This is a genomic window from Bradyrhizobium manausense (genome assembly GCF_001440035.1).
GTDB classification, from domain to species: Bacteria; Pseudomonadota; Alphaproteobacteria; order Rhizobiales; family Xanthobacteraceae; genus Bradyrhizobium; species Bradyrhizobium manausense.
Genome location: NZ_LJYG01000086.1, coordinates 14819 through 28037, shown reverse-complemented (window position 1 = coordinate 28037; position 13219 = coordinate 14819). Strand labels below are relative to the sequence as shown.

Annotated in this window: 5 protein-coding genes and 1 pseudogene; 1 reads left to right on the top strand and 5 read right to left on the bottom strand. The window is 59.5% G+C overall.

Going from position 1 to position 13219, the window contains the following annotated elements; translation table 11 throughout:
• The first annotated feature begins 469 nt into the window (after positions 1 to 469).
• Positions 470 to 1300, top strand: a complete 831-nt coding sequence (locus tag AOQ71_RS20145) for an SDR family NAD(P)-dependent oxidoreductase (protein ID WP_057749841.1) — start codon at positions 470 to 472, stop codon at positions 1298 to 1300.
• Positions 1301 to 2508: 1208 nt separating this feature from the next.
• On the opposite strand, the pseudogene putA reads toward AOQ71_RS20145, so the two are convergent.
• The 5 genes and pseudogenes from putA to AOQ71_RS20120 all read right to left on the bottom strand — a co-directional run bounded on the left by putA (position 2509) and on the right by AOQ71_RS20120 (position 13181).
• Positions 2509 to 6195 (bottom strand): annotated as a pseudogene (gene putA / locus AOQ71_RS49755) (trifunctional transcriptional regulator/proline dehydrogenase/L-glutamate gamma-semialdehyde dehydrogenase).
• 346 nt (positions 6196 to 6541) lie between these two features.
• A complete protein-coding gene (gene proC / locus AOQ71_RS20135) occupies positions 6542 to 7375 on the bottom strand; it encodes a pyrroline-5-carboxylate reductase (protein WP_057749838.1) in 834 nt (277 codons plus the stop codon).
• Positions 7376 to 7465: 90 nt separating this feature from the next.
• The gene (locus AOQ71_RS20130) at positions 7466 to 9013 is read right to left on the bottom strand and encodes a class I adenylate-forming enzyme family protein (protein ID WP_057749835.1); all 1548 of its coding nucleotides are present in this window, start codon (positions 9011 to 9013) and stop codon (positions 7466 to 7468) included.
• Positions 9014 to 9019: 6 nt separating this feature from the next.
• Complete coding sequence (locus tag AOQ71_RS20125; RefSeq protein ID WP_057749832.1) at positions 9020 to 9790, bottom strand: enoyl-CoA hydratase/isomerase family protein; 771 nt, start codon at positions 9788 to 9790, stop codon at positions 9020 to 9022.
• A 1591-nt stretch (positions 9791 to 11381) separates the two neighbouring features.
• On the bottom strand, positions 11382 to 13181 hold the full coding sequence (locus AOQ71_RS20120; protein WP_057749829.1) for an ABC transporter ATP-binding protein: 1800 nt from the start codon (positions 13179 to 13181) through the stop codon (positions 11382 to 11384).
• Positions 13182 to 13219: the final 38 nt, after the last annotated feature.

Here is a 13219-nt window from a genome sequence, read left to right as displayed (position 1 = left end):
GTACGACGACTTTCTCTGCCAGCTCAGCATGCCAGGGAATCGTGAGGCCACCACGGGGAAGCTCGCCATGGGCTGCCGATAGCCGTCGCGTATGGCTCCAGCCACCGGACAACTGAGACGCATCTTCACCGATGTGCTGGTTGGGGATGGAGAACTAAACGAGGGTGCGATTGGGACGCGACGTTCCATGCAGTGAAGCATCGGCTGTCAACTCTTACCGTATCAGCAGATCGAAAGGCCGGCGAAAGTAGCGAACCAGCAGAAACGTACCGCGACGCCCTATATGCCGGCACTGTGGCGTGAAGAGGCCAGCGTTAACTTTGGCCTTCGGGGGCCGGTTCTAGCTAAAGATCGCTTGAGATAGGCTCCGGAAGCCGCCTTGAGATGAATGGCGCTCCCATCGAGGTGTCGGCGGGGAGATGCTTTCCTGCTTCAGTTCGAATCACGTTTGCAACGACAGGGGAACGACATGGGACGGCTCGATGGCAAGGTCGCGGTGATCACGGGGGCTACCAGTGGCATCGGCCTCCGCACTGCGGAAATCTTTGCGGCAGAGGGCGCGAAAATCGTCGTTGCGGGCCGCCGCATTCCCGAAGGCGAGGCCCTGGCCAAGCGGCTGGGCAGGAACTGCATCTTTCGCCAGACTGACGTCACGGTGGAGGAACAGGTCAAGGCGCTGATTGCGCTTGCGGTCGAGAGGTTCAGCCGCATCGATTGCCTGTTCAATAACGCCGGCATTCTAGGGCAGACCAGCGGCATCGAGGCAATGGGAGTCGAGCGCTTCGACCTCATCATGGCGTCGCATGTGCGCAGTGTCATGCTCGGCATGAAACACGCCGCGCCCTACATGAAAAGGCAGGGCTCTGGCAGCATCATCAATACCGGTAGCGTCGCTGGTCATCAGGCCGTTTCCGCGTACATGGACTACAGCGCCGCCAAGGCCGCAGTGATCAATCTCACCAAATGTGTCGCCGTGGAACTGGGGGAAGCCGGCGTCCGCGTCAATTCGATCTCCCCCGGCATGATCCCGACCGGCATGGGCATGTCGACCGAAGCCGCTGAGAAGGCGAGGCCTGTATTGCGCGAGTTGAGCAAGACAGCGCAGCCGATCCCGCGAGCGGGTCAAGCCGAAGATATCGCCTATGCGGCACTGTACCTGGCCAGCGACGAATCCACCTTCGTCAACGGCCACGATCTGGTGGTCGACGGCGGGTTGATCGGCGGGCGCAGCTGGAGCCAGCGGCAACAGCTAAGCGCCGATATCCGCAAGGCGCTTGAAGAACTCGGCATCCAGCGGTGATTTGAGGCTCTCCAATCCGAGTCTTCAGGCGAAATCATCCAGATACCGCTGGTGAACCCAAGGGACAATTCGGCATAGAGGGCGTCCTATTCCGTGGCGCGATCGAGACTGCTACGCCTCCTTCCCTCGCGAGGTAGTTCCCAGCTTCCGGACGACGGTACGATGACACGTTCATCGCGGTCGAGTGTATGAACTCGCCCCGGCGCGCCTTCTCATAGCGGGCCGAGAGCAGCCCGAGCTGCAGGCTGCCATGCCGCGGCGCATAAAGACCACCTGACGCGATGAGTTGCTGCCAATCCCCTCTGTTCCAAGCGAACCACGAGATCCCGCGGGCGCAAACTGCACCAACCTTACCGAGACAAACCTCCGCTAACATTCGCTCGTTGCCGATCGCATCGTCAGCTAATGGTTGCTCCGTACCAACTCAGCCGGGCTTAGTTACTCGACGTGTTCGAACAGGCATTGGCCGGAATGGCGATCAGGCGGTTGCCTCATCTGCCGTTAGGTCGCGAAATGCACCACGTTTCGTGCATTTCGTTACGGCGGCGGAGAGGGGTAGCGTGCATCCCCTTGGTGGGCCTGAGCATCGTCAGGCCGCCTGGCGTAACGCCTCCTTCTTGTGCTCCTTCAACAGATCCATGTTGAGATAGCGATGGTCCTCGAGCCAGGCCTCGTGACGCTCACCGGTCAGCGCTCGCACCAGCCTTAAAATGATGGTTGCTGTAACAGTTCTGTGCGTCAAGTTCAGCAAAATTGATCATGGGAACCGGCCGAGCCATCCCCTCGGAGCCCCTGTCGCTCGCTTGCCAAAAGCATAGCGCTGGCGAGCGACCATGGAGCCACCCTTAACCCCGGTTTTCGTGGCCCGACCCTAGCCGAGGCAATCTTGGCAGCTCGTATTTGGGCCGCCAGCCGCGCCGTTGAAATGAATGGTACGCCGAGCATGCCGTCGCCGGGTACGGTGACACGCGCTCTGCGGAGACAGGAGTTCTAACCAAGTTCCTTGGTTCGGCTTTCGCATGCTCTGGGCTTGTTTAGTGCCCAGACGACGCCGGCCATTTTAGCGGGCTGTGCTATTCCTTACCGCGGCGGACGCACGCTTCCGGCTGCCTCCTGTCTTCCCGCTTTCGGGACGTGTAAGCAGGCCTCCGAAAATCACCGCGCGAAAGCACGGGCGCCTTTATGAAGGAGCGCACGCGTCGAGGGCGTCAGCCAATCGTCATCAGGCCAGCATTTCCGCCCGCCGCCGCTGTGTTAGTTGACGTCGAGACCTCTTCCAGTAGCCAGTTCAGGCAATAGGCCCCATTGTCATTTGCCAACTCGTCAGTGGTTGCGGACTGTACGGGGAAACGCGGCCCCTTGAGGCCAGCGATCTTCTTGTTGGTTTCGCGCACAGTTTTCGAGTTACCTTCAACCAGTGCTCCGGCGAAGGGACCGTCGGCCTCCCAATCGGAGCTCCAAGAAATCCGCGCCGCGACCGATGCAGGCAGTGACGCAAGTGCGCCCTCGAGTTCGGAGGCCTTGTCGATCACCACTTCATTGCCGGTCGTGAGCGCCGCCGAAAGTTGCCGGAAAAGACCTTTGGTGGTCGTCGGCACCAACAGGATACGGCCACGTGGATGGAGTGCGTAAAGGTTGCGCTCGCCGACCGGTCCAACCATTTCCTTCTCAAGACCTAAAGCGGAGATTAGGGCGAGTTCGCGTGCAGCTTCGGCTTCGGCATTGTGGCCCTTCCTCCCAAGCCAGTTAGCGAATTCGCGTACCGCAGGATCGGTATAAATGGAGCTGTGCTGCGGCGGAATGGGAGCGCGCTGCACCAACCGGCCGATAAAGAGCGGCCCGCCCGCCTTCGGCGCCGGTACCCGAAAGGCCACGGCCACCGAAAGGTTGAACGCCCACCACCGCACCGATGATGTTGCGATTGACGTAAAGATTACCGGCCCTGATGCGGCTTGTCACATGCGCGATCGTTTCGTCGAGGCGCGTATGCAGGCCGAAGGTCAAGCCATAGCCTGAATTATTTATGTCATCGATCAGGCGATCGAGATCCACGCGCTGGTAGCGGAGGACATGCAGCACGGGGCCGAAGACTTCACGCTGCAGGTCCGACATCTGCTTTAGATCAACGATTGTTGGAGAAACGAAGGTGCCGCCAGCGCTCGCTTGGGGCAACGCCAATTGCTCGACCTTGCATCCAAGTGCGCGCATGCGCTCAATATGCTGCTCGATTGTCTGTTTGGCCGCCGTGATCACCGGCCCGATATCGATGCTGAGACGATCGGTACGGCCAATCGACAGTTCCTGGAGAGGCGCCATTGAGCATGGTGAGCGTGCGGTCGGCGATGCCCTCTTGCAGGCAAAGCACGCGTAGAGCCGAACAGCGCTGGCCGGCGCTGTCGAAGGCGGAAGCGATGACATCGCTCACGACCTGCTCCACAAGAGCGGAGGAATCGACAATCATCGCGTTCTGCCCACCTGTCTCGGCGATCAGCGGGATCGGCTTGCCAGTCGCCGAAAGCCGCTCGCTTAACTGGGCCTGGATCAGGCGCCACTTCAGTTGAGCCGGTGAACATCACGCCTGCCGTATCGGATGCCGCGACCAGCGCGGCGCCAAGGCTCCCGCCCCCAGGCGTAAATTGTAATGCACCGCGAGGAATCCCGGCTTCGTAAAGGACCTTCATCCCTTCATGTGCGATGATTGGGGTCTCTTCCGCAGCCTTAGCGACCACCGCGTTGCCGGCGACCAGTGCCGCCGCGACCTGGCCGATAAAGATCGCCAGCGGGAAATTCCACGGGCTGATACAGACGACGATGCCGAGCGGCACATGCGACGGCCCGAGTGTCCGCCGCGCCTGATCGGCGTAGTAGCGCAGGAAATCGATCGCTTCACGTACTTCGCCGATGGCGTTCGCCGCGGACTTGCCGGCCTCGCGCATGACTATAACCATGAGAGTTTCAATGCGATTTTGCATCAGATCAGCAGCCCGTTCGAGGCTGGCGGCGCGCTGCACCGGCGGTACCGCCGCCCATGCCGCCGCGGCCTTGGCAGCCATGTCGACGACATAAGATGCGTCGCTCGCTTCAAGCTCGGTCACGAAACCAACAATGTCGGTTTGATCCGCCGGGTTGGTGATCGGCCGCGTCGTGCCGGCACCCGGTCCGTCGGCCAGCTCGGGTACGGCATGCCATCGGATCGCAACGGTGTCGGAGAGCTTCTTCGACAGGTCCGCAAGCACCGTTTCGTTGGAAAGGTCAATGCCGCTCGAATTGGTACGATCCCTTGCCGTAGAGTGCGCCCGGTAGGGAAATCTGGTCGTGCGGCATGCCCACCGATCGGCATTGCCTCCACGACGTCAACCGGATCGGTCACGAGGTCGTCTACCGACACCGCAGGATCGGAAATGCGAATCACAAACGACGAATTGGCGCCGTTCTCAAGCAGACGGCGCACGAGATAGGCGAGCAGTGTTTCATGCGTGCCGACCGGAGCGTAGATCCGGCAGGGTCGATCGAGATGACCCTTGCCTACCACCTCCTCATAAAGCGGCTCTCCCATGCCGTGCAAGCACTGGAACTCGTATTTGCCGACCCGGAAATCCGGGCCGGCCAGTTGATAGATCGTCGCCAACGTCTGGGCGTTATGGGTCGCGAACTGGGGGAAGACGGCATCTTCGGCGTAGAGCAGCTTGTGGGCGCACGCGATATAGGCGGCGTCTGTGTGCACTTTGCGAGTATAGACCGGAAAGCCCTCAAGGCCATCGAGCTGGGCGCGTTTGATCTCAGCATCCCAGTAGGCGCCCTTGACCAGACGCACCATCATGCGTCGGCCGGCTCGGCGAGCGAGATCGATGACGTAATCGAGCACGAAGGGGCAACGCTTGCCATAAGCCTGGGCCACGAAGCCGAGACCATTCCAGCTACTCAGGTCCTCGTCGAGACTTAGGTCTTCCAGTAGATCGAGAGATAGTTCGAGACGATCTGCTTCTTCGGCATCAATGTTGAGTCCTATATCGTATTTTTTGGCCAAGAGCGCCAATTGCTTCACGCGCGGCAGGAGCTCGCCCATGATGCGACCGGACTGGGCGCGAGAATAGCGTGGATGCAGCGCCGAAAGCTTGATGGAGATGCCTGGCCCCTCGTAGATCCCTCTGCCCGCTGATGCCTTGCCAATGGCATGGATTGCCGCTTCGTAGTCGCGCTAGTAGCGCTCGGCATCGGCCGCGGTGGTTGCGGCTTCGCCGAGCATATCATAGGGATATCGGAAGCCGCGGTCTTCGAGCGGACGGGAACGCTTCAAGGCCTCCTCGATCGTCTCGCCGGTGACAAACTGCTCGCCCATCAAGCGCATTGCCATATCGACACCGCGACGGATCACAGGCTCGCCGGCGCGCGCGATCAGGCGCGTCAGCGCTGCCGTCAGGCCGCGATCGGACTGTCGAGGTGAGTTTGCCGGTCACGACTAGGTCGCGGCATTGACGAAGAGGGACTTGCTACCCCCAGATGCGAGCGCCAGTCACCTTCGGCGATCTTATCCCGGATCAGAGCATCCCGAGTCTCGACATCTGGAATGCGCAGCAGCGCCTCGGCAAGGCACATCAGCGCCACGCCCTCCTGGCTGGAGAGCGAGTATTCGTGCACCAGCCCCTCAACGCCGCTGCCCCTGTGCTTGGCCCGGAGCGCGTCGACCAACCTGCGCGCTATCTTTTCGACGTCGGCCTTCAGCGCGGCAGCAGTTTGGCAGCTTCCACCAGCGGCGGCAGACACTCCGTTTCAGGCCGGCGGTACGCGGCCGTAATGGCCTTGCGGAGGGGCGACTGAGGACGGATTGGTGGAGCGAACGCGGCGAAGACTTGCCCAGGTTCTGCGTCGCAGCTTCTCTGCCTTGAGGTTTGCACGAAAGATCCTCTGAATATGTCAGATTGCCGATTGCCTTGGAGGCTTCGGCGATGCGGCCCAGCACAATGGGGTAGGCTGCAGCGCTTGGATGCATTCGGCCAGTCCTTCAGGGAGGGAGCGCTGAGTGAGCGTACCATCCACGTATGATTCGACACTATCCAAGAACGAAAGACGGCTTGTCGCCTGCGATTGAACTCTTACGGCGGTGTTCATTGCTCGTCCCCGTTCCCATTTGCCAGCCCCAGACGCGTTTTCAGTCAAACTTGCTGCTCGAAAAAAAGTGGCTGTCGCCGGAATATTCACGACGACAGCCAAGTCGCCGGGGAGGACTGATTGCGCGGGTATTTACGCATTCACCGAAAGGGATTTTGATCTATCGAAAGCCGCTTTCGTCGCGCGGCGAATGAGAGACAAGAACTCGTCTCCTGCCGTTAACAGCGAGAGCGCCGCTTCTGTCGTCCCTTTGGGGCTTGTCACTTGTCGCCGGAGTTGGGCCGGCTCGTTTTCGGTGTGCAAGGCCAGGGCGCCGGCGCCGTAAACAGTCTCCTTAACGAGCTTCATGGCGAGGTCTCTTGGAAGGCCAAGTTCATAAGCGGCTGTCGTAAGGCACTCCATCAAATAGAAGATATAGGCTGGGCCGGAACCGCTGATAGCTGTGGCAGCGTCCAACAAACGCTCGCTATCCACCTTGTGTACAGGGCCGCCGGCAGCAAACAGGGACGCCACCGTGTTTAGCTCTAGCTCCTGAATGCTGCTATCTGGGAAGACAATCGTCGACCCCTTCCCGATTGCGGTAGGAGTATTGGGCATCGCCCGTATCACACGCGCCTTTCCAAGGAGTGCCCCCAACACCCCGATGGTCATACCCGCCGCAATACTAACGAAAACAGCTCGTTCGCAAAAATGACGATAAGCCGGGGCTTCTGCTGTTATTGCGTGAGGTTTTAAAGCGAAGACAACCAGATCGGCCTCGTCTGGTAGGCTCTCCGGCGTCTCATGTACGTTGGTTCCCAATCGTGCCGCTCGCTCGCGAAGGCTGACGACCGGCTCAACTACATGCACTTTCTTCGGATCGAGTGCTTTTGAGCCTAGCCAGCCGCTCAAAAGCGCATAACCCATATTGCCGCAGCCGACGAGTATCAAACGATCGGCCACTGTCGATAGTGACTTGCCAACCATTTAGCCCTTCCCTTCGCAGTCGCCGCTCTCATTTCGAAACACAAGGTCGTGGCGCCATTTTTCACACCCCGCGGGGGCCGCTGAGCACACCTAAAGCCGAGCTGATTGTCGCGCCGCCACCCGATCCCAACAATTGTCCAAGTCTTTCGGAAGCAGATGCTTCATGATCCTTTGACTTGGAGTTCGCTCGAACTCACTGACGAATTCGATGTAGCGCGGGTTCTGATAGGACGCCAGACGTTCAGAAAGCCAGCCAGATAGACGTTCCGGTTCGATTGACTTGCCTTTCTTGGCTTTCACGAACAGCTTGATATCCTGTTCGCCGACGTCCGCGGTGACACCGATCATTGCGCAATCTTCGACAGCAGGATGACTGGCCGCTACGTGCTCAACCTCCCAAGCCGACACGTTCTCGCCCTTGCATCTGACGCTGTCAGTGATGCGCCCGTGGAACCAGAGATTTCCTTCGGTATCCAAGGTGCCCGAGTCGCCGGTTCGCAGAGCTCCGGCTACAAGGGCTTTGTCGGTTGCATCTTGATTGCCGAAGTACCCTTTGAAAAGCGCTCCATCCAAGGAGGATCGAACAACAATCTCTCCTCTGCTACCAGGAGCTGCGGGATTACCGCTCTCATCTATAAGGTCAATGGTGTACCAAGGCATCGGCTTGCCTACCGACCCGACCACGCCCTCGATATTGCAGGTGGTAATGCTCGAGGCTTCTGTCATGCCGTAGCATTCCCGTATCTCGACCCCGAAGCGGTCCCTGAACTTTGGCCAAACGTCCTTGGGGCAGCCGCCACCCCAAGCGATGCGCACGGAATGTTGCAGGTCGAGATCGCTTGCTGGCTGTTTCAGCAGAATCTGCAAAATGCCGCCCAGATAGTGAATGTGCGTCGCGCCAGCGCTTCGTACCTGGCTCCAGAAAGAGCTCGCGCTGAAACGATCGATCATGGCTAAGGTGACATCTTCGATTATCGGCAAGGTGATTAATTGAGCGCCGCCGATGTGGAAGAGCGGCTCCCAAACGAAGAATACATCTCCAGGCTTCATCGCCGTCAGGATGCGAGCGGCCTCACCAGCAAGCCGCAACATGCCATGCGTGACGAGAACACCCTTCGGTCTTCCGGTGGTGCCAGACGTATACATTATTGCGAATAAATCTTCGGCTTCGAGTCGAGCGTCGGCGAATGAAAATTCCTTCTGCAGAACTCTCTCGAGTGAGCGTTCATCATGCGGTTCACCGATCGTGATCAACGCATCAGATGAAATCTTGGCGCGGCAACCCACAATCGTGGAAAGAAACTCCCTATCGCAGACCAGCAGGCTCGGCTCGCTGTGGTCGAGAATGTAGCGGAGCCCCTCGCCTTTCTGCTGAGCATTCACCGGGACCCAGACAGCGCCTGCGCGAGCAATCCCGAAAATTACGGCGAGCGACAGCCGCGAATTGCGCATCATCACAGCGACACGATCACCCGGCTGCAGGCCTCTCAAACGTAAGTGCGCCGCAAATGTCGCAGAGTGCTTCTTCAACGTAGCGAAGGTGATCGCCTCACCGTTGAATTTGGCAAAGATTTGGGCCGGATTCTGGTCGGCTTTCTCGTTGAAGTCAGTAATAAAGCCTTTAAGGGACTCGACCATGGAATGTCAGGCCTTCCTGGCTGCACGTTCGGCCAGAAATTTTTCCATCATCCGAGCTGTCTCGCCTGACGCGTAGGCCTCGCGATGGATCCGCACCGCCGCATCGAGACACTCGCGGAATCGGACCTCCGTCATCTCGCGAAGCCATTGTTTGTCTAGGCGCATGGCGAGAGGAGGTTTCTCCGCCAGCTCGCGCGCTAGCGAGAGAGAAGCATCAAGGACACTTTCCGCTGGAACAATCTTGTTGATGATTCCGATCGAGTGGCATTCCGTTGCGTCCATCAATCGACCGGTGAGGGTCAAATCTGTGGTGCGAGCGAGCCCTAGGATTTCCCGCATGATCCACGGCCCGGTGACGCTCGCAATGCCTGAATTGATTTCGGGCTGCCCCATCCGTACTCCAGCGTGGCCAATCCGGAAATCGCAGAGCAGCGCAACTTGGAATGCTGAACCGGCGGCAACACCATTCAAAGCGGCGATCAGCGGCTTGGGAAGCGACCTAATGACATCGTACAAACGTTCCCACTCTCCGATCCATTTGGAACCGGTGTCACCGTCGAACGTCTTGGCCTCATTGAAATCCTGGCCTGCACAGAATGCCCGGTCCCCCGCCCCTGTCAGAATAATCGCACGGACTGTCTTGTCGCGCTGAAGATCCAGAAGGGCAGCAACGAGCTCGCTCCGCATTGGAGCATGCCAGGCATTGAGGATTTCCGGCCTGTTCAGCGTGATAACAGCAACGGCATCTTGCCTGTCGATGAGAATATACCGATTCAAGGCCGGATCCTCTGTTATTGGAATGCAATATTATATATCGCATAGTGGATGAACCAGCCGGGTAAGTCAAGCGCCTTTTCCCTGGTTTGCTTTTGGAAAACCATCTGTCGAAGGAGAACGGCTTACGCTTGACCCTACTTTGCCGCGAAAATTCACCGCTAAACGGATCTATGAAGGGGGAGCCGATTACGTTGGAGGCTAAACCTTGCTACCAACGCCATCGGAGCAGGTCAGTGCGAGAGTGCAGGCGACGGGGTGTCTCTGAACAGGAGATTCGCCATAGAGTTTCAATCGCGCCCGTGGGATTTCGTGATCTGCGTTGGGCGATCGCCGCATGCCAGCATTGAAGCCTCCGCCAAGCGTCAGAGACATTCAGAATCAAGCGTCGACACTCAGTTGCTGCCTGCAAAGACTCGAACACACATTGGCCAGCACCATCGAGCGCACAGACGATTGCGCTTCCGACCGACGCGCGGGCTGATGCATCGAGCAATCACCAAGCTGGTCGGGCTTGCCAAGCGAAACCGTGAAACCGTGCGCCGCTGCGCCAGAGCTCTCTGCGGCCGGCCAAGCGCACCCCATCATGGTCGGCCGGCATAGGGCGACACCTTCGGGGCAATATCGGGCTTCGGGTTTTGTGGCAGCCTTGCCCAGATGCGGACGCCACATATGCTCGGGCTGTCGTCGAACCGGCGCTTTGCTTACAGCTTCCTTCAAATACCGTCTCGCGACGACCCTTGCTGTTCGGTTAGCGGCTTCGATCAGCAAGTTCCGTAGAGGGACACGAACCTCCAAGTCATCGACCGGACACCACTCCCGTCAACTCGCGACAGTCTCGGCGCTCCGCGCCATGCCTGGCGCGCAAAAAAAAGCCGCCCCAAACGGGGCGGCCAGTGTGTGTTCGTCGCGGGAGGAAAAATACGACGAACGAATTCAGCACATAGCGCGTCAGCGTCTTATCCAACCGACCGAGGCCTATTGCAGCTGCGGCTTTCTGGGATAAAACGCCACAGGGCAACCGCCCTCTGTTGCCCAGACGTGCGCACCTCGAAATCAACGCGCGCCCCTTGCCGCTGCACAGTAGCCACTTGTCGATATTGATTGATGCAATGGTTTGTACATCGACGCTGAAATTCGGCGCAAAATGGTTATTTTGAAGGAATTCCGCCCGTGCCGGCGGCTACCATCAGATTTCAGCCGCGCAAGCGGCAACTCGCCGAAGCGCCGGACGCGCGGCGCGTATAATGACACTCGCCGAAGCCGCTCACTTGCAGCCAACCCGGCCGCTTGTTGCCATCTCGTCCGATGTTCGGCTACTGCCTTGTGCCGCCAATCGGTCATTGGCTCACACGCGAAATCATTTGATGAAGTTGGACTTTGGCGCATACCGCTCTCCTGGGACCAAAGTGTCGATACCTCACTTGGCCTGGTGACGAAGCGCCGAGGTTGCGAGCTGCTACTCACCAGCTCGCAACAATCTTGTTTGAGCTTCAGACGGGTTGAGCCTCTCCTGGCGGGCCTCTCCCTTTAGCTGAACCTTCAATTTCGCGTCCCAGCTCAACGACAGACGTCACGGTGCCATCCCTATTCGCTAGCCTGCCGCAGAGATCCGGCCGAACTCGGTGGTTTGACTCTCGAGCAGCCGCCGATAGATTCCGCCGGGCCGCCTAGTTAGGGCAGCATGCGTGCCCTGCTCGGCGATAACGCCGCCATCAAACACCAGGATACGGTCGAGGCTGCGCACCGTCGACAGCCGATGTGCGATCACAATCGAGGTGCGGCCCTTCATCAGTCGCTCCATCGCTTCTTGGATGAGGGCTTCAGATTCCGAATCGAGGCTTGAGGTTGCCTCGTCCAGGATCAGCACCGGCGCATCCGCTAGAAAGGCGCGCGCCAGCGCGACGCGCTGCCGCTCACCGCCTGAGAGCTTGACACCGCGCTCACCAACCAGCGTGCCGTAGCCTCTGCGCAGGCGCAAGATGAACTCGTGCGCATTGGCAAGCCGCGCCGCGCGCTCGATCGCCGCCATACCGGCACCGGGCCGGCCATAGGCGATGTTCTCGGCGAGCGAGCGGTGGAACAGGATCGGCTCCTGCTGCACGACGGCTATCTGGCTGCGCAGCGATTGCTGCGTAGCTAAAGCGATGTCCTGACCGTCGATCAGAATGCGCCCGCCCGAGATATCATAGAGCCGCTGCACCAGCTTGACGAAGGTCGTCTTGCCGGAGCCGGAGCGGCCGACCAGACCAACCCGCTCGCCGGCCTTTAAGTCAACCGATAGCTTGTCATAGAGCGCCCCGTCGCCGCCATACTGGAAGGTGACGTCGTCGAATACGATCTCACCGCCGTCAATGGCGATAGGACTTGCATCCGGTGCGTCCAAGACCCCCATCGGCTCGTCATGGATCGCGACGAGCTCCTCCATGTCGTCGACCGAGCGCTGGAGGTTGTTGATGTACATGCCAACGTCGCGCAGATACGCGTGGATAACGTAGTAGCTGGTTAGCACATAAGTGACATCGCCCGGTGAGGCGAGCCCCGCCATCCACAGCAACACCGAGCCGCCGATCACCGACGCCCGAAGGCACAACAGCAGCGAGAGCTGAGACATCGCGGCGTAGTTGTAACGCAGCCAGGTTCGCAGCAACCGCTTTCGCCAGCGGTTGATGGTGCGGGCGAGCCGAGCATCCTCACGCGCTTCAGCGCCGAACGATTTTACCACTGCATTGCAGGTCAACGCATCGGCCAGCGTGCCGCCGACCTTGGTGTCCCAGGCGTTGGAGACCCTTGCGGCAGGCGCGATAAAGCGGACCGAGAATATCAACGTCATCGCGGTATAAAATGTCGCACCAATCGCGATCACGCCACCGAGCGCAGACCAATGCAGCCCGAGCAGGATCATCGAACCGACCAGTACCGTCAGGGACGGCAACAGGGAGCTCAGGATGGTACTGTTGAGCAGGTCGAGCGCCCACATGCCGCGCGTGATCTTCCGCACGCTCGAACCGGCGAAAGAGTTGGCGTGCCAATCGGTTGAGAACCGCTGGACGCGTATGAACGCCTCGCGCGCCACATCCGACATCGTCTTGAGCGTGAACGGAACGATCGCCTGCAGACCAATGAGGCGCAGGATCATCGAAACCAGCCCGAGTGCGACGATGCCGCCGACGGCCGCGAGCGCCGCATGTCGCGCACCCTGGTTGTACGGGCCTGACGTCAACGCATCGACGAGATAGCCGGAGTAGAGCGGCATGAACAGGTCGGCCACGGTCGCACCGAGGAAGCCAATCAGCACAAGGGCCGCGCGATATGGCTGGCGCAGCCAGTGGCGGAAGACGAACGGAATCACCGCTCGAATCGCGATACGACGTTTGTCATCCAGAGCAGTCATGCCGCAGTCCGGTCGAGCTCAGCCTGCAAGCTGGCTCG